The 21,166-nt window shown below is 69.9% G+C and carries 23 protein-coding genes; 13 read left to right on the forward strand and 10 right to left on the reverse strand.

Features of this window, described 5'->3' with window-relative positions; genetic code table 11:
* Positions 1-52: 52 nt before the first annotated feature.
* Both FBZ88_RS11045 and FBZ88_RS11050 read left to right on the forward strand, forming a co-directional pair.
* Complete coding sequence (locus tag FBZ88_RS11045; protein ID WP_186291382.1) at positions 53-457, forward strand: hypothetical protein; 405 nt, start codon at positions 53-55, stop codon at positions 455-457.
* A gap of 48 nt (positions 458-505) precedes the next feature.
* Positions 506-706: a helix-turn-helix transcriptional regulator gene (locus tag FBZ88_RS11050; protein WP_145616846.1), complete on the forward strand. Its 201-nt coding sequence runs from the start codon at positions 506-508 to the stop codon at positions 704-706.
* Between the two features lie 33 nt (positions 707-739).
* Here FBZ88_RS11050 and FBZ88_RS11055 read toward each other — a convergent pair whose 3' ends face one another.
* Positions 740-1,384: a lipase family protein gene (locus FBZ88_RS11055; RefSeq protein WP_145616847.1), complete on the reverse strand. Its 645-nt coding sequence runs from the start codon at positions 1,382-1,384 to the stop codon at positions 740-742.
* 166 nt (positions 1,385-1,550) lie between these two features.
* The gene (locus tag FBZ88_RS11060) at positions 1,551-3,800 is read right to left on the reverse strand and encodes a tetratricopeptide repeat protein (RefSeq protein WP_145616848.1); all 2,250 of its coding nucleotides are present in this window, start codon (positions 3,798-3,800) and stop codon (positions 1,551-1,553) included.
* 178 nt (positions 3,801-3,978) lie between these two features.
* Between FBZ88_RS11060 and FBZ88_RS11065 the strand changes: the two genes are divergently transcribed.
* A complete protein-coding gene (locus FBZ88_RS11065) occupies positions 3,979-4,320 on the forward strand; it encodes a BufA1 family periplasmic bufferin-type metallophore (RefSeq protein ID WP_145616849.1) in 342 nt (113 codons plus the stop codon).
* Positions 4,321-4,360: 40 nt separating this feature from the next.
* Here FBZ88_RS11065 and FBZ88_RS31565 read toward each other — a convergent pair whose 3' ends face one another.
* Entirely contained in the window at positions 4,361-6,187 is a 1,827-nt protein-coding gene (locus FBZ88_RS31565) for a tetratricopeptide repeat protein (protein WP_145616851.1), read from the reverse strand.
* Positions 6,188-6,442: 255 nt separating this feature from the next.
* On the opposite strand from FBZ88_RS31565, the gene FBZ88_RS11075 reads away from it, so the two are divergent.
* From FBZ88_RS11075 to FBZ88_RS11095, 4 genes are all read left to right on the forward strand, one after another.
* On the forward strand, positions 6,443-7,804 hold the full coding sequence (locus FBZ88_RS11075; protein WP_145616852.1) for a chloride channel protein: 1,362 nt from the start codon (positions 6,443-6,445) through the stop codon (positions 7,802-7,804).
* A gap of 129 nt (positions 7,805-7,933) precedes the next feature.
* On the forward strand, positions 7,934-8,335 hold the full coding sequence (locus tag FBZ88_RS11085) for a hypothetical protein (RefSeq protein ID WP_186464334.1): 402 nt from the start codon (positions 7,934-7,936) through the stop codon (positions 8,333-8,335).
* A 4-nt stretch (positions 8,336-8,339) separates the two neighbouring features.
* Positions 8,340-8,564: a helix-turn-helix transcriptional regulator gene (locus FBZ88_RS11090; RefSeq protein ID WP_145616855.1), complete on the forward strand. Its 225-nt coding sequence runs from the start codon at positions 8,340-8,342 to the stop codon at positions 8,562-8,564.
* Positions 8,565-8,641: 77 nt separating this feature from the next.
* Positions 8,642-9,739 carry an alpha/beta fold hydrolase gene (locus tag FBZ88_RS11095; RefSeq protein WP_145616857.1) on the forward strand — a complete coding sequence of 366 codons (1,098 nt, stop codon included), beginning with the start codon at positions 8,642-8,644 and terminating at the stop codon, positions 9,737-9,739.
* A 25-nt stretch (positions 9,740-9,764) separates the two neighbouring features.
* Here FBZ88_RS11095 and FBZ88_RS11100 read toward each other — a convergent pair whose 3' ends face one another.
* Positions 9,765-10,628: an MBL fold metallo-hydrolase gene (locus tag FBZ88_RS11100; RefSeq protein WP_145616858.1), complete on the reverse strand. Its 864-nt coding sequence runs from the start codon at positions 10,626-10,628 to the stop codon at positions 9,765-9,767.
* A gap of 114 nt (positions 10,629-10,742) precedes the next feature.
* Here FBZ88_RS11100 and FBZ88_RS11105 point away from each other — a divergent pair, with 114 nt between their 5' ends.
* From FBZ88_RS11105 to FBZ88_RS11120, 4 genes are all read left to right on the forward strand, one after another.
* On the forward strand, positions 10,743-11,054 hold the full coding sequence (locus FBZ88_RS11105; protein ID WP_246138611.1) for an ArsR/SmtB family transcription factor: 312 nt from the start codon (positions 10,743-10,745) through the stop codon (positions 11,052-11,054).
* On the forward strand, positions 11,051-11,476 hold the full coding sequence (locus tag FBZ88_RS11110) for a YeeE/YedE family protein (protein ID WP_145616860.1): 426 nt from the start codon (positions 11,051-11,053) through the stop codon (positions 11,474-11,476). Before FBZ88_RS11105 ends, FBZ88_RS11110 begins: the two co-directional genes overlap by 4 nt.
* Positions 11,477-11,480: 4 nt before the next feature.
* Positions 11,481-11,927 carry a DUF6691 family protein gene (locus tag FBZ88_RS11115; RefSeq protein WP_145616861.1) on the forward strand — a complete coding sequence of 149 codons (447 nt, stop codon included), beginning with the start codon at positions 11,481-11,483 and terminating at the stop codon, positions 11,925-11,927.
* 135 nt (positions 11,928-12,062) lie between these two features.
* The gene (locus FBZ88_RS11120) at positions 12,063-14,504 is read left to right on the forward strand and encodes a methyl-accepting chemotaxis protein (protein ID WP_145616863.1); all 2,442 of its coding nucleotides are present in this window, start codon (positions 12,063-12,065) and stop codon (positions 14,502-14,504) included.
* On the opposite strand, the gene FBZ88_RS30180 is transcribed toward FBZ88_RS11120, so the two are convergent.
* The 4 genes from FBZ88_RS30180 to FBZ88_RS11135 all read right to left on the reverse strand — a co-directional run bounded on the left by FBZ88_RS30180 (position 14,501) and on the right by FBZ88_RS11135 (position 16,547).
* Positions 14,501-14,653, reverse strand: coding sequence for a hypothetical protein (locus FBZ88_RS30180; RefSeq protein WP_186464335.1), 153 nt, complete (start codon positions 14,651-14,653; stop codon positions 14,501-14,503). The genes FBZ88_RS11120 and FBZ88_RS30180 overlap by 4 nt on opposite strands.
* Positions 14,654-14,747: 94 nt before the next feature.
* Positions 14,748-15,344 carry a hypothetical protein gene (locus FBZ88_RS11125; protein ID WP_145616864.1) on the reverse strand — a complete coding sequence of 199 codons (597 nt, stop codon included), beginning with the start codon at positions 15,342-15,344 and terminating at the stop codon, positions 14,748-14,750.
* Between the two features lie 304 nt (positions 15,345-15,648).
* The gene (locus FBZ88_RS11130; RefSeq protein WP_145616865.1) at positions 15,649-15,891 is read right to left on the reverse strand and encodes a hypothetical protein; all 243 of its coding nucleotides are present in this window, start codon (positions 15,889-15,891) and stop codon (positions 15,649-15,651) included.
* A gap of 119 nt (positions 15,892-16,010) precedes the next feature.
* On the reverse strand, positions 16,011-16,547 hold the full coding sequence (locus tag FBZ88_RS11135) for a DUF3291 domain-containing protein (RefSeq protein ID WP_145616866.1): 537 nt from the start codon (positions 16,545-16,547) through the stop codon (positions 16,011-16,013).
* A gap of 167 nt (positions 16,548-16,714) precedes the next feature.
* Between FBZ88_RS11135 and FBZ88_RS11140 the strand changes: the two genes are divergently transcribed.
* Positions 16,715-17,032: a chorismate mutase gene (locus FBZ88_RS11140; protein ID WP_145608675.1), complete on the forward strand. Its 318-nt coding sequence runs from the start codon at positions 16,715-16,717 to the stop codon at positions 17,030-17,032.
* Between the two features lie 12 nt (positions 17,033-17,044).
* Here FBZ88_RS11140 and FBZ88_RS11145 read toward each other — a convergent pair whose 3' ends face one another.
* Positions 17,045-19,429: a FecR family protein gene (locus tag FBZ88_RS11145; protein WP_145616867.1), complete on the reverse strand. Its 2,385-nt coding sequence runs from the start codon at positions 19,427-19,429 to the stop codon at positions 17,045-17,047.
* 183 nt (positions 19,430-19,612) lie between these two features.
* Between FBZ88_RS11145 and FBZ88_RS11150 the strand changes: the two genes are divergently transcribed.
* Positions 19,613-20,284 (forward strand): hypothetical protein, encoded by a 672-nt coding sequence (locus FBZ88_RS11150; protein ID WP_145616869.1) that lies wholly within the window; start codon positions 19,613-19,615, stop codon positions 20,282-20,284.
* On the opposite strand, the gene FBZ88_RS11155 is transcribed toward FBZ88_RS11150, so the two are convergent.
* Positions 20,281-21,150: an alpha/beta hydrolase family protein gene (locus tag FBZ88_RS11155; RefSeq protein WP_145616870.1), complete on the reverse strand. Its 870-nt coding sequence runs from the start codon at positions 21,148-21,150 to the stop codon at positions 20,281-20,283. The genes FBZ88_RS11150 and FBZ88_RS11155 overlap by 4 nt on opposite strands.
* Positions 21,151-21,166 lie beyond the last annotated feature (16 nt).

The following is a 21,166-nucleotide window of genomic DNA, read 5'->3' on the forward strand; positions in this document are numbered from 1 at the left end:
CTGTCTGTATTCTCCGGGGGATAGCCCCCGCCCGTCCAACGGATCCCCACGCATGCCCGGCAAACGCTATCTCATCGAATTCGTCGTGGCCCTGCTGGCCTACGGCTTGCTGATGACCCTGGCCCTGATGGCCTTGAACAACGGCTGGGTCCAGGGCGGCACCCGTACCGTGGTGGCCTTCGCCCCCATGGTAGCCTGCGTCGGCATCTGGTGGGCCGTGGTGCGCCACCTGCGCCGCAGCGGGCCGGAAGAGGGGCGGGTGCAGCTGATCGCCATCGGCTTCGCCTTCGCCGGCACCGCCCTGCTGACCTTCACCTACGGCTTCCTTGAGGTCGCGGGCTTTCCGCGCCTGTCCATGTTCACGGTGTGGCCGCTGATGGTGCTGCTGCTGGTCGTGGGGCAGTTCCTGGGGCGCTGGCTGCAGGCGCCGGAGGGGGACGAGAATGACGAGGAGTGACGCCCCGCCCCGTAATGGGAAGGGCCGCCATCACGAAGGGCTTCGCGTATGAACAACCGCCTGCGTGAGATGCGCGCCCGCTATGGCTGGACCCAGGCCGACCTGGCCCGCCGGCTGGACGTGTCGCGCCAGACTGTCAACGCGCTGGAGACGGGGCGCTATGACCCCTCGCTGCCCCTGGCCTTCAGGATTGGGCGCCTGTTCGGCCTGCCCATCGAGATGATCTTCCGCGACGACGCGACATCCTGAGGGGGCTGTCAGAATCGGGGCTGCCACACGGGTTCAGGCCAGCGCTTCCGCCACGGCGCGCAGCACGTCCGGATTACGGCACATCGTGACATGGGCGCCCTCCACAGCGACCACCCGGCCCTGAGGTTCGGGCACCCAGCAGCTTTGCCAGGCGACGACGCCGTCGTCGCGGCTGTAGATGGCGGTGGTGGGCATGGGCAGGGGCCGGGACAGCTGCCCAGGCTCCAGATCCTCCGGATAATGGCGGGCGATCAGCCGGATCAGGGGCTCCAGGGGCGTGGCCGTCGGCAGGCGCACCGGGCTGCCGATGGTGACCACGCGACGCACCTGGTCCGGCCTGTGCTGCGCCAGGTCGCGGGCCAACAGGCCGCCCAGGCTGATGCCCACCACATCGATGGTCGTGCCCGTCTCGGCGCAGATCTCATCAAGCCGGCGGCGCAGGCCGGCACGCGCCGATGCAGTTGGCCCCCAGTTGACGCCCTGTCCCCAGGTCTGGGGCGCATGGCCGCACCGGCCCAGGAAAGCGCGCAAAGGCTGGGTGAAGAGATCGGGGGTGAGGAAGGCCGGTATGACCAGGACGGTGCGGTCGCCCGCCGGCAGGGGCGGCGGTGGCGCGGGACGATAGCTGGGCAGCGACCAGATCTCGCCCCACAAGCCACGATACGGCGGGCGGGCCATCGCCCCCGTACGATCAAAAACGCCTGTCAAATCCCGCATCGCCACCTCACCCCTTAAACGATTGGCGGTGAGGTGGGGCGGTTCAAGCGCCGTGATGGCACCCTAACCCAAAAGACTGGCCATCCATTCAAACTGCCCCGAAGTCAAACTGTCCCGAGAATCTTTCCTACAAGGGCCCCCGCACCATGGACGCCCCCACATGGGCGGACAGCGCATCCGCCAGGGCGGCGACCACGCCGGCCCAATCGCCGGGGCGGGCCTGCCGGAACAGGGTGGCGGTGGGGTACCAGGGACTGTCCGTCCGTCGGGTCAGCCAGCGCCATTCCGAGCCCGTGTCCAGCATTAGCCACAGGGGCCGGCCCAAGCCGCCGGCGAGATGAGCCACGGCGGTGTCCAGGGTGATGACCACATCCACCTGGGCCAGGATGGCGGCCGTGTCGGCGAAGCTGCGCAGGCCGTCGCCCATGTCCAGGAAGTCCTCGCGCACCGTCAGGGGCAGGTCCACCGTTTCCAGATCCCGGCGGCCGTCGTCCGTCTGCACCGACACCCAGCCCACGCGGCCGGCCAGGCGCGCGTCGGTCAGCAGCGGCAGCAGGGGCGCCAAGCGGGGCGCCCGGTGGCGGTGGTAGGGAAACAAGGTGGAGCCCGCCCAGCTGAGCGCCACCCGCACCGGCGGCAGGGTGTCCAGCACCCCAGCCCAGCGCGCAACGGCATCGGCCGGCGGGGCCAGGTAGGACACCGTGTCCGCCGCCCAGCCCAGGCCCGTGCCCGCCAGGGAAAGCAAGGCCATGCAGTCCGCCTGCACCCACTGATGCCCTGGCCGGGGCGACGGCAGGGGGTCGCGCAGGGTGCCGACGTCTTCCACCAGGTCGGAGGCCGCCAACAGGTCCAGCAGAATGTCCATGCCCCGGAACACCACCCGCATGCCCGCCGCCCGCAGCGGCCGCGCATAGCGGATGAACTGCATCACGTCGCCATGCCCCCGGGTGGCGGTGATGACCAGATGGGTGCCTGACCTCACCACGCCATCCCAGGCGGGCACATCGGCCAAACCCGGCCCCTGGCCGGGCATGTGCCGGCGCCAAGCGAAATGGGAGGCCCCGTCCGCCACGTCCCCCTGCTGCAGCAGAGCCATGCCCAAGCCCTGGTGGAGCACGGCGATGTTGGCGTCGCGTGTGGGCGGATGATGGTGCAGCGCCGTGCGGAAACAGGACTCCGCCGTCACGGGCTCCCCACGCCGCAGCGCGAGAAAGCCCTGGTTGGCGTGCGCTTCGGCCGAGTGGGGGTCAAGATCCAGGGCCGCGGCCACATGGACGGCCGCCTCGTCCACGCGGTTGGCGTCGATGCAGGCGGCCGCCGCGGTCACGCGCAGATCTGCCCGCTCCGGCGCCGCCTCTACCGCCCGCAGGATGGGTGTCAGCGCGGCGTCCGGGTCGTACGCCGCCAGCAAGGCGATGGCCAGATCGCGCCAGGCATCCACCCCCGGCACCGCCGCCGCGCGCGCCTGCGCCACCGCCACCGCGTCGCGCGCCAGGCCACAGGCGCACAAGGCGCGGGCCAGATTGCCCTGGACGCGGGGGGCGTCGACGCCGGAGGCCACCCCCCTGGCCTGTTCCTGGGCCAGATAATCCAGCGCCAGCCGATAGGCGGCGGCGGCGGCGGCGCTGTCACCCTGGGCGAAGCGGGCATCACCCAACTGGGCCAGCAGGCTGGCACGCGCACCGAAGACCGTCAGGGCGTTGTTGATTACCTCCGCCGCTTCGGCCGGCCGACCCAGCTGATACAGGGCGGCGGCTTGGTTGCTGTGGTGGGCCACATTCTGGGGTGCATGCCGCACCGCCGCCGCGAAGTATTCCACAGCGGCTTCGTCCCGCACCTGCAGCGCCAGCACGCCCAGCATATTCCAGGCGTCGGAATACGTTCCATCGGCGGCCAGGGCTTCGCGGCACAAGGCTTCCGCCGCACCCAGGTCGTCCGTGCGCAGCCGCTGCCGCGCCAGGGCCAGCAGGGCCACAGCATCCCCCTGTGGCGGCGGCGCGGGAACCGCGGGCACGGCGGCCAGTCGCGCCGCAATCTCCGGCACCCAGGGTGTGCCGGGTGCCGCCAGCGCCAAGGCCCGCCGCCAACTGGCCGCCGCGTCCTCCAGCCGTTCTAGGTCCGCCAGCACCAGGCCCAGGCTGGCGTGCAGGTCGGCCATGGCGTCGAAGCGCGTCAGGGCCTGGCGGATATGGGACTCCGCCTCTTTCAGGCGGCCGGTCTGGGCCAGCAGCATACCCAGCAGGTGGGCGGCGTCGCCCCGCCCGGGATCGCGCGTCAGGACTTGGTGATAAATGGTCTCCGCCGCCTCGTGCTTGCCGGCCTTGTGCAGGCCCACGGCGTAACGGACTAGGTCATCGGTTTGGAAGGTGTCGGTCATGGGCGGAGGCTTTCCTTCAGGCTTTCCCGTCTTTCGAGACCTGCACGCACGATACTATCCGTTTTGTCGCACGATCCGCGCTAAAGGCTGTTTTGCAAGTATCGCCGCCTGCCCTTATCTTCCCCCTAGCCGGAGGGGCCGAAACGGCCGTCACCCGGTCCCAACAGGAGGAAGGCCCATGTCTCAATCCCGTGTTTCGTCCGCCATCCGGCAGGCCGCCGACATTCCTGCCACGCCGCAGACGGCCGTGACCGTCGCGGCGGCCCTGGCTGGCGCCCTGGCGCTGGCGGCGTTTGCCGGCCCGGCCCACGCCGCCGACACCACCGAGAAATGCTACGGCATCTCCAAGGCTGGGCAGAACAGCTGCGCCAACGCCTCGGGCAGTCATTCCTGCGCCGGCCAGTCCACCAAGAACTATGACGGCCAGGATTGGAAGGCCGTGAAGGCCGGCACCTGCGCCAGCATGGGCGGCAAGACCGAGGCGTTCAACGGCACCGGCACGCCGAAGGACGGCAAGTAAGTTCCGGCGGCGGGGACAGGCCGTCCGGGCCGCCCCGCCGCTATTCCCCGACCTGGGCGCGCAACGCCGCCGCCATGTCAGCGACCACGCCGGGCCAGTCGCCAGGGCGCCGCTGCCGGAACAGGCGGGCGGTCGGGTACCACGGGCTGTCCTCCCGCCCCGAGAACCAGCGCCATTCGCTGCCCGTATCCAGCATCAGCCAAAGCCGGCGCCCCAGGGCCCCGGCCAGGTGGGCTACGCCCGTATCCAGCGCGATGACCAGGTCCGCCTGCGCCAGGATGGCCGCGGTATCGCCCAGGCTGCGCAGCCTATCGCCCAAATCCCGGAAATCCACCCGGTCGGCCAAGGCGGCACCCACCGTCGCCAGGTCGCGCCGCCCATCGTCGGTCTGGACGCAGACCCAGCCCACCCGGCCCGCCAGCGCCGGATCGTCCAGCAGTGGCAGCAGGGGCGCCAGGCGCGGCGCCCGGTGGCGGTGGTAGGCCAGGCGGGTCGATCCCGCCCACACCAGCGCCACGCGGAACGGCGGCAGGCCATCCAGCACCCCCGCCCAGCGCTGGACGGCGTCCGCCGGCGGCGCCAGATAGGGCACGGTATCAGCGGCGAAACCCAGGGAGGTCGCCGCCAGGGGCAGCAGCGCCAGGCAATCCGCCTGCACCCAACCGGCATCCGGCGGCAACGGCTGGGCCAAAGGCCCCGCCCCCTCCACCAGGGCGGATGCGTTCAGCAGATCCACCAAGGCGCCCATGCCCCGGAAGATGACCCGCATGCCCGCCTGGCGCAGGAACGGGGCATACCGGATGAAGTGCATGACATCGCCCAGTCCTTGGGTTGCCGTCACCACCAGCGCGACACCGGGCCGGACCACGCCATCCCATACCGGTATGCCGGCCAGCGCCGGCCCCAGGCCCGGGGTCCGATAGCGCCAGGCGAAATGGGGGGCGCCACCGGCGATGTCGCCCTGGCGCAGCAGGGCCGTGCCCAGGCCCTCATGCAGGGCGGCCAAGGGAAGGCCGCCGCCGGCCGGCGTGCCATCCAGGGCGGCGCGGAAAGCGGCGGCGGCCCCGGCGGCATCGTCACGGCGCAGTGCGATGAAGCCGCGGTTGGCCCGGGCCTCGGCCATGTCCGGGGCCAAGGCCAGGGCGGCATCCACCTGCGCCGCCGCCTCGTCGATCCGGTTGGCATCGATCAGCACGGCGGAGGCGACGACGCGCAAATCCGCCCGGTCCGGCCCCAGCGCCACGGCGGCCAGCGCCGGTTCCACCGCCGCGTCCACCTGGCCGGCCGCCAACTGGGTATTGGCCAGGTCGCGCCAGGTGAGGGCGCCGGGCGCCGACGCCACCCTTTCCCGCGCCACCGCCACCGCCTCATCCCACCAGCCGCAGGCCGACAGGGCACGCACGAGATTGCCCTGAACCCGTATCCTCTCAGGGCCGGGCGCCAGATGGTCCAGCCCGGCGCGATAGGCCGTGACGGCGCCCGGGGTGTCGCCCAGGGCCATCCGCGCGTCGCCCAGGGCCGCCAGCAGCCCGCCGTGGGGGCCCAGCAGGGACAGGGCGCGGCCGAGCGCCGCGGCGGCGTCCGCCGGGCGCCCCATCTGGTGAAGCGCGCCCGCGAGGTTGCGGTGATGCTCCAGCACCTGGGGGCCGTGGCGGACAGCCTGGGCGAAACACTCCGCTGCCGTCGCGTCCCGACGCTGCAGCAACAGGGCGCCCAGCATGTTCCAGGCGGCGGCGCAGGCGGGGTCCTGGGCCAGCGCGTCGCGGCACAGCACCTCCACCCCTGCGCCATCGCCGGCGTCGAGCCGCGCGTGCGCTTGGGCCAGCAGCATACGGGCGCGCTCGTCGGCGTCGGGCATGTCTGTCATGGGCGATCACGTCCTTGGAGGCACGAGGGGCCGTCAATGCGCCGCACCTTACAGCCAGTGGGCGCAATTGGCATCGGGCCGAATTGAAACCGCCACCGCGGCCCTCCCCAAGGCCGCAGGCATGACGAGCTAACGGTCCTGCGTTCACCTTATCAAGGGCAGGATCAGGTCGCCCCCGGCCGGATCATGGTCTAGGGTGCGTCGACATCCCCACCTTCCCCGTAGACACAATTTCCCGAGAAGGGGCCCCGTCCCATGGCAATGGCAGCATACCGACGCACCCGCCGCCTCTGGCTTTCACGCGAGGGCTGGCAACGGCGGCTGGTATTCTGGGGTGGTGGCGTGCTGGTGGGCCTGGCAGCCGTGGTCTTCGCCGCCCTGGCGGACAAGGCGCAGGAACTGTTCGGCGGCGCCATCGCCGGCCGGCCCTGGCTGCCCCTGCTGCTCACCCCCGCGGGGCTGGCGCTGTCGGCCTGGCTGACGCGGGCCTATTTCCCGAATGCCGGCGGCAGCGGCATACCCCAGGCCATTGCCGCCCGGGAGTTGCGCGACCAGCGGGAACGGACCGCCCTGGTCTCAATCCGCCTGGCGGTGGGCAAGATCGTGCTGACCCTGGTGGGGCTGGCGGTCGGTGCCTCCATCGGGCGCGAGGGGCCGACGGTGCAGGTGGGCGCCTCGCTCATGCATAGGGTGGGTGCCACGTTCGGTGGACGCTTCCCCGGCCTGCTGCTGGCCGGCGGCGCCGCCGGCGTGGCCGCCGCCTTCAACACGCCCCTGGCCGGCATCGTCTTCGCCATCGAGGAGATGGGGCGGGGCTTTGACATGCGTACCGGCGCCCTCGTGCTGGCCGCCGTGACCGTGGCCGGTGCCGCCCCGCTGGCCATCCAGGGCGACTATCTCTATTTCGGGCAAAGCACGGCCCATATGGCCACCTGGCAGGATTGGGCGCTGGTGCCGCTGTGCGGCGCCATCGGCGGCCTGGCCGGCGGGGCCTTCAGTCGCGTGGTGGTCCGCATGGCCAAGGGCATCGGCCACTGGCCCGGTCACGCCGGCCGTGCCGGGCGCTGGATCAAGGCCCATCCCGTCCCCTTCGCCGCCCTCTGCGGCCTGGCGCTGGCCCTGCTGGGGCTGGCCACCGGCGGCGACACCTATGGCACCGGCTATGCCCAGGCCAAAGCCCTGCTGGAGGCGGCGTCCCATCCGCAGGCCGCCGCCGCGGTGTCTCCCATCTTCGGGCCGGCCAAGTGGCTGGCCACGGCCCTGTCTTCCGTCAGCGGCATTCCCGGCGGCATCTTTTCCCCCTCGTTGGCCGTGGGCGCCGGTTTGGGTGCGGAACTGGGGCATCTGCTGCCCGGCGCCAATGCCGAGGTCGCGGTTCTGGTGGGCATGGTCGCCTATTTTGCCGGCGTCGTGCAGGCGCCCATCACCGCCTTCGTCATCGTGCTGGAAATGACGGGCAACCATGCCATGGCCGTGCCCATCATGGCCGGCAGCCTGATCGGTTGCGGCGCCGCCCGCATGATGGGGGCGGAGGCCGTGTACCACGCCCTGTCCCACGGATTCCTGGACCGGGCGCACAAGGCCATCGCCGCCCGAGGCCCCTCCGCCGCGCGCTAATCCCCGTTCCCGTCGCGCTCGTCCATGTCCGTTGTGGCGGACATGATGTAACTTATCTTTGACACGCCGCAATGTCTGGTATATTTAACTTCGTGTCCGCTATTCCTTACCATAAAGGGGAGATGCAGCATGTCGTTCCGGGAGAAAAGCGCGCTGGCCACCGCCCTCGCGCTGGCATTGGTCTACAGCTTTTATGCCTGGCGGGCGTGGGGCGTGGGGGGCCCGCCGGCGGCGGCGATGCCGGGCATGGTGGGGGTGGCCTTGGCGCAGGCCATCGTGGTGGCCGTGGCCCACATCGCGTTGGCCATCCACCGCCGGCCCGAACGGCCGGATGAGCGCGACCAGGCCGCCGCCCTGCGCGGCCAGCGCAACGCCTATTACGTCCTGCTGACAGGGGCCATCGGCGTGTTGTGGCTGGCGCTGCGCGGCCTGCCTGGCCTGACCGTGGCCCACGCCATGCTGGCCTCGGTGGTGCTGGCGGAAATCGTCCGCCACGCCTCGCAGCTGGTGTTCTACCGGTGGGGATACTGACCCCATGGGCCAGACCCCCATCCGCAACACCATCCGCGCCCTGCGCTTTCAGAACGGCGAGATGACCCAACAGGCCCTGGCCGACCGTGTGGGCGTCACCCGCCAGACCATCATCGCCATCGAACAGGGCCGCTATTCCCCCTCGCTGGAAGCCGCCTTCCGCATCGCCGCCGTCTTCAGCGTGCCGCTGGAGGTGGTGTTCCAGTATGACGGGGCCGGCGAGGGCTGACCAACGGCCTATACCGGGTCCGGAGGTCGCCACCGTATATTGCATACGATAAGAACCCCGCCTGGAGCCTTCACGCCATGATTCGATCCGCCGCCCGCGCTTTTTGCGCGCCCCTGCTGCTGGGCGCCGCCCTGCTGGCCACCCCCGCCGCGCTGGCCGCCGAACCGGTGAAGCCCGTTACCAAGGAGGGTGACGTGACGGTGACGGACTTCACGTTCAAGACCGGCGAGACCCTGCCCGAGGTGCGGCTGCACTACACCACCCTGGGCGCGCCGCACCGTGACGCCAAAGGCCATGTCGACAACGCCATCCTGATCATGCACGGCACCGGCGGCACCGGCGCCCAGTTCCTGCGCCCGCAGTTCAGCGACGTGCTGTTCCAGCCGGGCGGCGTGCTGGACCCGGCGCGCTATTACATCATCCTGCCGGACGATGTGGGCCACGGTAAGTCCAGCAAGCCCAGCAACGGCCTGCGCGCCCATTTCCCCAAGTACGACTACGACGACATGGTGGCGCTGGAACACCAGCTGGTGACCAAGCTGGGCGTGGACCATCTGCGCCTGGTCATGGGCACGTCCATGGGCTGCATGCACGCCTTCGTCTGGGGCGAGACCTACCCCGACGCCATGGACGCGCTGATGCCGCTGGCGTGCCTGCCGCAAGCCATCGCCGGCCGCAACCGTCTGTGGCGCCAGATGTCCATCGCCGCCATCAAGAAGGACCCCGCCTGGCAGGGCGGCGAATACAAGACCCAGCCGACGGAAGGGCTGCGCACGGCCGCCGCCCTTCTGTCCATCGCCGGCAGCGCGCCCATCCAGATGCAGAAGGCCTATCCCACCCGCGAGGCGGCCGACGCCGCGGCGGAGAAAATCCTGGACGTGAGCGGAATGGAGGCCAACGACCTGATCTATCAGCTGGACGCGTCACGATTCTATGACCCGTCCCCCAAGCTGGAGACGATCAAGGCGCCGGTGCTGTGGATCAATTCCGGCGACGATTTCATCAATCCGCCGGAACTTGGCCTGGCCGAGCAGCTGGTGAAGCGCATCCCCAAGGGCCAGTTCATCCTGATCCCGGCCAGCGACCAGACCCACGGTCACGGCAGCCACACCTGGGCGGTGCTGTGGCAGGACAAGCTGGCCGACCTGCTGGCCCGCACCACGCCCAAGAACTGAGCGGCGAGATCGCTGAGCGACCGGGTTACAAGGCGTCCAGCGGGATTTTCAGGTAGCGGACGCCATTATCCTCGGGCGGGGGCAGGTTCCCCGCCCGCACATTGACCTGGACCGAAGGCAACAACAGGCGGGGCGTGTCCAGGCTCGCGTCGCGTTGCCGCCGCAGGGCGACGAAGGCAGCCTCATCCACGCCGTCGCGCAGGTGGATGTTGCGGGCACGCTGGTCCGCCACTGTGCTTTCCCAGGCATAATGGTCGCGACCCGGCGCCTTGTAATCGTGCGCGGTGAACAGCCGCGTCTCCGGCGGCAGGTCCAGCAGGCGCCGGACGGAACGGTAGAGCGTGGCGGCGTCGCCTCCGGGGAAATCCGTGCGCGCGCTGCCGTAATCCGGCTGGAACAAGGTATCGCCCACGAAGGCCGCGTCACCGATCACATAGCTGACGTCGGCCGGCGTGTGACCGGGCGTGAGCAGCACCCGCACCGTCAGCCCGCCCAGGGCCGCCGCCTCCCCATCCTGGAACAGATGGTCGAACTGGCGGCCATCGGTCGCGAAGCCGCTCCCCAGGTTGAACAAGCGGCCGAAGATGGCCTGGGTCTGCCGCACCTCCGCCCCGATGCCGGTCCGGCCGCCCAACGCCCGCTGCAGATAGGGGGCGGCGGACAGATGATCGGCGTGGATATGGGTCTCCAGGATCCATTGAACCGACAGGCCCCGGGCCCGCACGGCGGCGATGATCCGGTCGGCCGAGGCCGTGCCCGTACGCCCCGATTTGGGATCGAAATCCAGCACGCTGTCGATGATGGCGGCCGCCCCGCTGGCGGGGTCGGCGACCAGATAGGTCACGGTGTTGGTGGCGTCATCGAAAAAGGCCTGCACGTCGGGGGCCATGGCCGCTGTCCCTTTCAAGGAGATGTCCGGCAAGCGCCGGAACGCTTGCCTGAAGCTGGTGCCATCCTATATATTAGTCAAGTCTAATTTATAAATTAGGAATGTATGATGCATTTGCCCGATCCCGTCGCCCTCGAGGCCCGCGCGGCGGAGGCGGAGGCCTTCCTGCGGTCGCTGGCCAGCCGGCATCGCCTGATGATCCTGTGCACCCTGGTGCAGGGGGAGATGACGGTGGGCGCCCTGGGGCAACACCTTGGACTGGCGCAATCCAACCTGTCGCAGCACCTGGCGAAACTGCGGGATGAGGGGCTGGTGGCCACGCGGCGGGAGGGGACGGTGATCCACTACCGCATCGGGTCCGACAAGGTACGCCCCATGCTGGAGGCGTTATACGCCCTGTTCTGCGCGCCGGAGGAACAACCATGAACGGCTTCACCCCCGCGCACGCCCTGATCGGCGGCGCCCTGATCGGCGCGGCGGCCGCCGTGCTGTGGCTGGGCCTGGGCCGCATCGCCGGCATCAGCGGCATCGTGGGCGGACTGATGACCGCCGCGCGGGGCGATCGGGGCTGGCGCCTGGCTTTCCTGGCCGGGGTCATGGCGGTGCCGGTGATCTACCGTCTGGCGGGTAGCCTCGTGCCAACCGGTGAACTGGTGGCCAGCCCCACGCTGGTCATCGTTGGCGGGCTTCTGGTGGGGTTGGGCACCCGGCTGGGGGGCGGCTGCACCAGTGGCCACGGCGTCTGCGGCCTGGCCCGGCTGTCGCCGCGTTCCGCGACGGCCACCGGGGTCTTCATGGCCGTGGCCGCATTGACCGTTTTTCTCCACCGCCATGTCCTGGGGGGCTGATCCCATGCGCCGTCTCATCCTCGCTTTAGGGGCCGGCCTGGTGTTCGGGCTCGGCCTGACCGTGTCATCCATGATCAACCCGGCCAAGGTGCTGGCCTTCCTCGATGTCGTCGGCGGCTGGGACCCCAGCTTGGCCCTGGTCATGGCGGCGGCGGTGCCCGTGGCGGGGGCCGGCTTCGTCCTTGGGCGCCGTCGGCATGCGCCCCTGGCCGCGCCCGCCTTCCAACCGCCGGCCGTCCGCCCCATCGACGGCCGGCTGGTGGCCGGGGCCGCCCTGTTCGGCATTGGCTGGGGATTGGTGGGTTATTGCCCCGGCCCGGCGTTGGCGGCCCTGGGCGTCGCGGTGGCCGACCCGAAGGGGGCGGATCTGGCGGGCGCGCCCCTGTTCATCCTGGCCATGCTGGTCGGGATGGCCACCGTCGCCTTCATCGATCGCCGCATGCGGAAGTAGTTTAGGAAATTATTCTCCGAACAAACTGCCCGTATTCTTCGGTATAGGTTTGCGCCACATCAATCACAGATCGATAAAATAAACGACAAAGGCCGGACAACGCAGCCAGCGCCAATAATTGGCAGGACAAATGACATGCGCGATACCGGCCCAGTGACCCAAAACGAAATCCTGGTCGGCGAAGGGGAAATGCTCGTCTCCAGGACCGACGACAAGGGACGCATCACCTTTGTCAACCAGACCTTTATCGCCATCAGCGGCTTCAGCGAGGCGGAACTGCTGGGCGCACCGCATAATCTGGTGCGCCATCCCGATATGCCCAAGGCCGCGTTCGCCGATCTGTGGGCCACGGTCCAGGCGGGACAACCCTGGGAAGGGCTGGTGAAGAATCGCGCCAAGTCCGGCGACCACTACTGGGTGCGGGCCAACGTCACCCCGGTGCAGGAGGACGGCCGCATCACCGGCTATATCTCCATCCGCACCAAGCCCGGCCGGGCGGAGGTTGCGGCGGCAGACCGGTTGTACACCGCCCTGCGGCAGGGCGGTGGCGGCGTCCGCCTGGCCGGTGGGCAACTGCACCGGACCGGAGCGGCGCACGCCATCGCGCGCTGGCTGGGCGGCTTGAACGCCCGGCTGGCCGCCTTGGTGCTGGTGCCCATTGCCGGCCTAGCCGCCGCCACCGCCGGCCTGCCCGCCGGTTGGGCGGCGGCGCTGGCGGTGCCCCCAACCCTGGTCCAGGGCCTGGCCCTGGCGCGGCGTCTGCGCACCATCCTGCACCGCCAGGTTCAGGATATCGACGCCCTGATCCAGGGCGATCATCTGCACGTCATCGACCTGCCGGCCTTGCGCGATTTCCAGGCCGCCGCCGGCCGGCTGCGGGCCCTGAGGGCCATCCTGGCCTATCAGGCGCGGGAGCGGGTGGAGTTGGAAGCGCGGGAGCAGGAAACCACCCGCCGCACCCTGCTGGAGACCTGTCAGCTGATCGAAACCGACCTGGAGGCCACCTGGCGCGACATCAACCGCACCTCCGCCGAGGTGGAGAACGCCGTGACCGGCCTGCTGGGCAACATCCAGGAGGTGCAGCAGGATACCGTGGTGGTGGCCGCCGCCGCGACGCAGGCCAGCGGCACCGCCGCCACCGTGGCCGCCGCGGCCGAGGAACAGGGGGCGGCGGGAACGGAGATCGCCCATCAGGCGTCCCGATCCAGCGATATCGCCCGCCGCGCCGTGCTGGACGCCCGCAACGCCGCCCAGGCCCTGCACCGCATGGAGCATGCGACGGCCGAGGTGGGCCAGGTGCTGGCCCTGATTGGCGACATCGCCAGCCAGACCAACCTGCTGGCGTTGAACGCCACCATCGAGGCGGCGCGCGCCGGCGATGCCGGCAAAGGCTTCGCCGTCGTGGCCGGGGAGGTGAAGAGCCTGTCTGCGCAGACCGCCAAAGCCACCGACCAGATCGCCCAGCAGGTGACGGATATCCGCAGCGCGGTGGACGGCAGTGTTCAGGCCCTGCACGCCGTCATCCACACCATCGAGCTGATCGACCAGGCGGCCACCGCCACGGCGGCGGCGGTCGAGGAACAGGCCGCCGCCAATGCCGAGATCGGCCGAGGCGCCGCGCAATCCGCCGACGTCGCGACCCAGGTGTCGGGCAGCGTCAACCACATCCGCGGCCAAGCGGACACCGTGTGCTTGGCCGCCGGCACCGTCAGCCGCCAGGTGGCCGCCACCAACCAGGCCGTCAGCCAGATGAAGACGCGCCTGCTGATGGTGCTGCGCCAGTCGGTGGCGGGGGACCGGCGCGAGTCCGACCGCATTCCGTGCGACCTGGCAGCAGCGGTGACCCTGGATGGGCGACGTCATCCGGCGCGCGTCCTGGACCTGTCGCTGGGTGGGGCCGTGGCGGCGCTGGCGGATAAGGACGTCGCGTTGCCACCGGACGGCGCCGCCGCCGTGCTGCATCTGGACGGCGTGGGCAATCTGCCCTGCAACCTTGCGGCCCAGAGCCCCGCAGGCCTGCATGTGCGTTTCCACCAGCTGGATGCCGCTGTGCGGGAGAGGTTGAAAGGCACTTATTACGCCATGATCGCCGCGGATGAGGGGCTGATCGTCGCCGCGCGAAAGGTGGCCACCGATATCACCGCGGTCCTGACCCAGGCGCTGCGGGACGGTCGCATCACCCACGACGCCCTGTTCAGCGAAGCCCTGGACCCCATTCCCGGGACCTCGCCGGAGCAATACATCGCCCCCTACACCGCCTTGGCGGATGAGCTGTTCCCGTCCCTGCAGGAACCTGCGCTGGCCCAGGACGGGCGTATCGTCTTCTGCGTGGCCGCGGCCACCAATGGCTATGTGCCTACCCACAACGCCCAGCCGGACGGCAAAACCCGCAGCCGGCGCCGCTATCTGGATCGCACCGGCCTGGCGGCCGCGCGCAACAGCCGCCCCTTCCTGATCCAGGCCTACAACCGTGACCTGGGTGATGGCGGACCACGCCGCATGAAGGAGATCGATTGCCCCATCGTGGTCGATCGCCGGCTGTGGGGGAATGTGCGGTTGGGGTTCGTCTTCACCTAAGCCGGCTCAGGTTCGATACCCTGGCCGCCGCACAGGGGCCCCGGCGAACCCCAGTTGACGGTGATCCTCGCCGGGGCCGTGCCATGGTTCAGCAGCACTACGTCACGGTCATCGGCCCATACCTCCAGATCCACCGGCCATGTGGCCATGACAAAACCCCCGGGGAACGGGCCCCGGGGGTTTCGCACAACGCGCCTGAAGGGAGATGGACGGTTGCCTCACAGGCGCGCGTCCGGACCGACCTTATAGGCGGGGATTGTCCGGCTGGCTGGTCGAACCGGTGGTGCCGCTGTCCGGGCTGGACGGAGCCGGGGGCGGCGGCGCGGCCTCCTCCGGGCTTTGGCCGGGATCGGTCTTCTTCTGGGCGGTGTGCTTGGCCGACTTCCTGGCCTTGGACGACTTCGCGGCCTTGCCCTTGTCGTCGTTGGGGTCATGCGGCGGCAGCGGCTGCACCACCGGTGGCTTTTCCGTCACCGCCTGGCCGGACGAGGACGACATGGAACCACTCTGGTCCGACGGGGCCGGAGGCATGGTCGACGGCGACGAAACGTCCGGTTGGTTCATACCGGGCTGCTGGCCCATCCCGGCGCGGTCACCCGGCAGGCCGTGGGAATTGGACGGGCTGGGGCTGGTGGCGTCCGGCACCGGCGGCAGGGTCGACGGCGTGCCGCTGCGGGTGGTGTCTTCGGATTGCGGCGTGCCCGGCATGGGCGTGCCCTCAGGCGGCGCGGTCTGCGCCCAGGCGGCAGCGCTCAAGACGGGGGCGGACGCCAGGCCGGCGGCCAGGGTCAGCGCGGTCGCCGTGCGGGCCCAGCCCGCGGTGGTCAACTTCGTGAACATGGGTCGTCCTCCATTCCTTGTAAGAAAGGCGTGACATCAGGGGACCGCCCAATGGTGGCGAAAAAACGTCGCAACACCGCAAACAATGTGGTCCGGGCGGGGGTATGCCCTTTGCCCCAACGGCACCCCTGGGATGGGCCGGATCCTGGAACCGGGGCCGGCGGGTAGGCGGGGCGGAACGGATATGAAAACGCCCTGGGGACCGTAAAGTTCCGCCAGGGCGTTTCATCAGGGGCCGGAAGCCGGCCAATTGGCGGGGTACCCCGCAAAAGTGGGCCGGCCCCCCGGTCACCGTCACCCGGCCTTAGCCATGGGGATGATGCACGGGGGCGTGATGCGCCACATGGTGCACGTGGTGATGGTGGTGGTGATGGTGGCGGTGATGCACGACGCGATGATGGACCACCTCGGCCTGGGCGCTGCCGGCCGTCATGAACGGCGCCAACGCCAGGCCGAAAACCAGGGCCAGGGCAGCGATCCCGCGACGGCGCCAGGATAGGCCGACGGACGGGGAGGCGCTGGTGGTGGGGCGGGTCAGGACGGGCATGGTCTCGATCCTTTCAACATGAACAGGTCCCGGCCTCGCCGGGCACTTTCATGACACCGCCCAAAGGTGGCGAAAAAACGCCGCATCCCGGGATTCAATGAGACCTTCCCGGGGCGCGCTCACTCCCAGCCGACGCAATGCGGCTCCGGCGCCATGTCCTGGGGCGCCGCCGGCGGGGCAGCGGGGTGCGGGTACTTCTGCTTGAAGGTGAAGGCGTGGGGCGTGGCCCCGTGCCGTTCCAGATGGGCCAGACGCTCCAACCCCTCCTGCGGGGTCGGGCGATGGCCGGCGGGGACCCACCAGAGGACCTGGTACATGTCCACGGGCCGATCGAACCATTCCCGCCGCCGCGCCATGACGGTGCGATGGGCGGATTTGTAAACGTAATCGAACAGCGCCTCGGCCGAGGCCCACACCGACATGTTCACCAGGAAGCGTGGATTGTCGCTGACCAGGATGTCGGTGGCGTTGCCGCTGTCCGACTGCAGGCGCCAGACGAAGCCGTGGCTGCCTTCGGCCAGGGCGTTGATCTCGTCCAGCTGGTTCACGAAATCGGCGATGCGCGGGTCATCCATGGCATAGAGCGCCGTGCCCACGTTCATCTGCGCCAACTGCCAGCCGCCCGGCGCGGCCCCCGTCTTTCCCCCGGCCTCCATGGCCACCCCCGTAAATTTGGTTCAGGAAAGTCTAAATTTATGCACCGGCTGTTGCGGCTTCCAGCCCACGCGCGACCGTTTGTTATAAAAGCCCCTCATAATTTTCACTGACGGCGGTCGGCGGCGGGCTGTACTGTCGGGCCCGTCCGTGATCCCAAGGAGTGGCCATGTCCGGCGCCGAGCACCCTGCCCCCGCCATTCATCCCGAGCTGAAGCGCCTGCGTGACAGCATCGACAACATAGACGCCGCCCTGATCTACATGCTGGCGGAACGGTTCAAGTGCACGCAGCAGGTCGGGGCGCTGAAGGCGCGCATTGACCTGCCCAGCAGCGACCCAGGCCGCGAGGCGGCCCAGATCGAGCGCCTGCGCCGCCTGGCCGAGGGCGCGCACCTGGATCCGGACTTCGCGGCCAAGTTCCTGAACTTCATCATCAAGGAAGTGATCCGCCACCACGACGGCTTCCGCACGGCTGAACAGGTCTGATCGCCATTCCCATCAGTTGTGATGGGGCTGGCCGGGATCGTTGGGGTGGCCCGGCGCTTGCTGATGTTGCGGCCCGGCGTGCGGTTGCGGCTGTGGGTGCTGCTGCGGTTGCGGATGTTGCAGGGGCTGCGGATGCGGCGCCTCCGGCCGCGCCTGAGGCGGCGGCATGCGCTGCGGTTCGGGCCGGGGGGCCATGTCCATATGCGGCCGGGGCTCCGGCGGTGACTGCGGCCGCATCTGCGGCTCCTGCGGCCGGGGCAGCTGATGGACTTCGTGCGGAGGTTGGGGGCGCTCGGCCTGGTGCGGCACCTGCGGCTGGCGCCGTTCCTCAAAGTTCGGCGCGTCCGGCCGATGGCGTTCCCCATGCGGGACCGCGGGCGCCCCCTGCGGACGTTCGGGCCCGGCCTGTTGGGCGGGGCCCGGCTGGCCCTGAGGCGGGTGGGCCGCCGAACGCGGGGGGCCGCCCGCCCCCCCTTCCTGGTGATTGGGTTGCTGTGGCGGTCCATCGGGCCGCTGCGTGGGAGGGGACGCCTGACCGGCTGTGGGTCCGGGGCGTTCCTGCGCCGCCTGATGAACCGGCGGCGGGCCGGGCGGCTGGTTATGGTCGCGCAAGGTCGGCAGCCCACCGGGACCCCGGTTGGCCCAGGCGGCGCCCTCGGGTCGGTTCGTCCCCGGCTGGCCCGGATGGAATCCCGGCTCATCCGGCCGGCGGTCCGTCGGACGGAAACCACCAGGGTGATCGGCCCCGGGCCCGTTATCATTGGGTCCGTTACCATTGCGATGCGGATCGCCCGGCCGGAAAGCACCGGCCTGCGGACCTCCGGCAGGGGCACCATTAGGCCCGCGCAAATCCAGGTGCCGGGGACCTGCGCCCTCGGCCCGTGGCTCGAAACGGGGGCCGGGGTTGGCTGGGTGCGGGATTGGAGTGCCGCCCGGCGGGCCGGGCAGGTGCAGATGCTGCGCCACCTGCGGCGTCACACCGGCGGTGGCGACGGTGGGTTGCAACGGCGGTCGTCCCACAACGGCGCGCGCGTTGGCGAGCTGATGCTCGTCCCAAGGCCGGGCGCCGCCGTTATAGCGGCCGTAGCGGCCGGCCACCATGGCGTCCGCCGGCATCATCGAGGCGCCACGTCGGTTGGCGTAATTGTTGATGGTTATGTTGGTGACGTTGTTCACGACCGTCAGGTTGCGAACCACCGGCCGGTTCACATACTCCACATAGCGCGGGCTGGCCCGGTACCAGGGATGGTAAGGCTCCTGCCAGCCCAGGGGGCACCAGCCGACGGGCGGGTGCCCCCTGTCGTCATAATGGGGGCCGCCGATGCTGACGCCGATGGCCACGCCAGCCCCGAAAAAGGCGACCAGCGCCGGGGCGTAGACCGGCGGGGGCGGCGGCCCGCCGACAACGACGGTGCCGCCCGGCGCCCAGGCCCAGCGGCCACGGATATCCACCCACCGCCCGTAGTGGAAGGGGGCGAATCCCCACGGCGCATCATCGATCCAGGTCCATCCCCAGGGGGCGACATAGGCCCAGTGACCGTCTCGGTAGGGCGCCCAGTCAGGCGCGACCTGCGGATACCAGACCTGGCCATAGTCGGGCGTGGCCTGCCAGCTGCCGTATTCGCCCAGGTCGTCGGCGCCCGGCATGGCCATGACGTCCGGCGGGGGCGTGGAAGAGCCGACGCGGTCGGTGCGCAGCATGGCCGTCAGGAAAGGGTCGTGTTCGGCGGGCCGCACATTGACGTTGGGCGGATTGTCGCCCGTGATCTCCCCCGTCTGCCCACCATTGATCCGCAGGGACAGGCCCTGGCCGCTGAGTTGCGCCGACCCTTCCAGCACGGTGACACGGGTGGGGGTGTCGGTATCGCCGGCCGAAACCTCGTACCTGCCGGGCCCCTCCAGCGTGACCAGGCCGCGCGGCGTGCGCAGGCTGTAGCGTTCGCCGGGCAACAGGCCTCGGATGCGCACATAGACCTGGCCCTGCGCCAGGTCGGCGGTGAAATCGCGGTCATCCAGGCTGTCGATATCCAGCTCGGTGGTGCCGTCCATGATCAGCCGGGTGGTGGAGACATCGACCGTGGCGCTGGCCCCCGGCTCGGTCCACAGCGCGTTGCCGCTGGTGAGGGGGTAGTTGGGGGTGGCGGGGTCCCACTGGGTGCCGTCGGCGGTGTGAAAGGAGACGGTGCCCTGCACCCGCGCCAGCCGCCCCACCCGTGCCGGCGGATCGCCCGCGTACTGGTCGCCGCCATCGTCGTAGGCCGGCGCCCCCTCTTGGGCGCGCGCCAGATCGCCCATGAACGGCGATATGGTCATCAGCAGCGCTAGCGCGGTCATGGCGCCGTGGCGAAGGCCGAGGCGCCGGGCCGTGGGGCGTTCAGGTACAGCATAACTGGACATGATGGCAGGTTCCACCCTGGTTCTCGTCAATCCATGTCAGGCTGCGCGCGCATGGTGGCATAACTGCGACGAATGACGGCCCCTATTTGGACGGTGGGCGAATCCTATTGCCCGGCGCCAAACGCCGCGCGCAGAGTGCGCCGCCCGGTCACGGAGGCCGGTTGGTGTAAGGGTTTCAGAATCATGCAGCAGTCGTTGGATACCGTGCGCGGCGCCTTCGAGGCCGATAACGCCCCCCTGGTCCCCCGTGTCCGGGCCTTCCTGGCCGATGTCCTGCGCACGCCCGCGTCCCACGCCCGCTTCATGAACGAGCTGTCGTTGATGGAGCATATGGGCAGCAACAAGATCATGGCGACCCAGCATGGCGCCGGCATGGACCTGCCTACCCTGAAGCACCTGGCGGAAGAGGCACGCCACGCCTTCTTCTTCAAGCGCCATGCCGAGGGCGTGGCCCGCCGCCCGCTGGACTATGTCCAGGCCGACCTGCTGTCGCCCGCCGCCGGCCGCCTGTATTTCCAGAAGCTGGACATCGCCGTGGAACAGGCCTTGGCGGGCGAACCGCCCCGCTCCAAAGTGCTGTACCTGCACATGTCGCTGATCGTGGAGTTCCGCGCCGTGTGGTTCTACCACCTCTATGAGACGGCGTTGCGCGGGGCGGGATCCAAAATCTCGCTGAAAAGCCTGCTGGCGGAGGAACAGGGCCACCTGTCCGACATGGCGACGCGGCTGGGCGCCCTGGGCGCGTGGGAACCCGCCCGTCTGGCCGCCATGTGCCGGGCTGAGACGGCCCTGTTCGGCACCCTGCTGGGCCGTCTGGAAAGGGCGGTTGCCGCCCCGACGGCGGTGGCAGCTTAAGCGATACCATCCAGCAGCAGCGGCCAGGCGCGGGCATTACGCTCGGCGAACACACGCAGGTGGCCGATGGCCTTGGAGCCGGCTTCCGCGGGGGTGATGACCCGGTGGCGGATGGTGGCGGCCGGGTAGAAGTCCGCCAGACGGCGCACCCGTTCCGGCGGCATCATCTCATCATCCGCGATGCCCACCAGGGTGACGGCCCCCGTCATGCGATCGGGCGTGGGGTGAGGCATGGACTGCCCCCAATCCACCCGATAGAAGCCGCGTGACGTGCACCAGCGCCGCCATTGCCAGAACACGCCCTTGGGCAAGTCCGCCCCCAGGCCCAACAGTCGCCCGGGCAGGTAACCGCACAACAGTGTGGCCAGCGGCCCAAGCAGGAACCAGAAGGCGACGACCGAGGGCATGTAGCTCAGCGGGTGTTTGGTCCAATGGGCGGGACCGGACGCCACGGCGATCAGCCGCGCCACTCGCCCCGCATTGGCGTGAAAGGGCAGGCATAGGCCGCCCAGGGAATGGCCAATCACCCAAATCTCCGTTTCCGGATAATGGTCGCACAGCCAATCCAGGGCCGCCGCCTGGTCGATCACACCCCACATCGCCATGGTGGCGCCGGATCGGGTCACCGGCCCGGCGGCCGAGGCGCCGAAGTCGCGGTAGTCATAGGTCAGCACCGCCGCGTCCCGGGCCGCTGCCAGCCAGGCGGCGAAGCGCGTGTAGTAGTCGCGCGGCACACCGGTGGCGCCATGCAGCACCACGGCCAGCCGGGGCTCACGCCCGTCCGGCGGCAGGGCCAGGCGCCCAGCCAGTTGGGCGCCGTCCGGGGTGGTGATGCGTACCGATTGGTCGCCCGTATCTTCCCCCATCGCCCCCTCCTCGTCT

The organism is Nitrospirillum bahiense (assembly GCF_007828025.1).
Lineage (GTDB): Bacteria > Pseudomonadota > Alphaproteobacteria > Azospirillales > Azospirillaceae > Nitrospirillum > Nitrospirillum amazonense.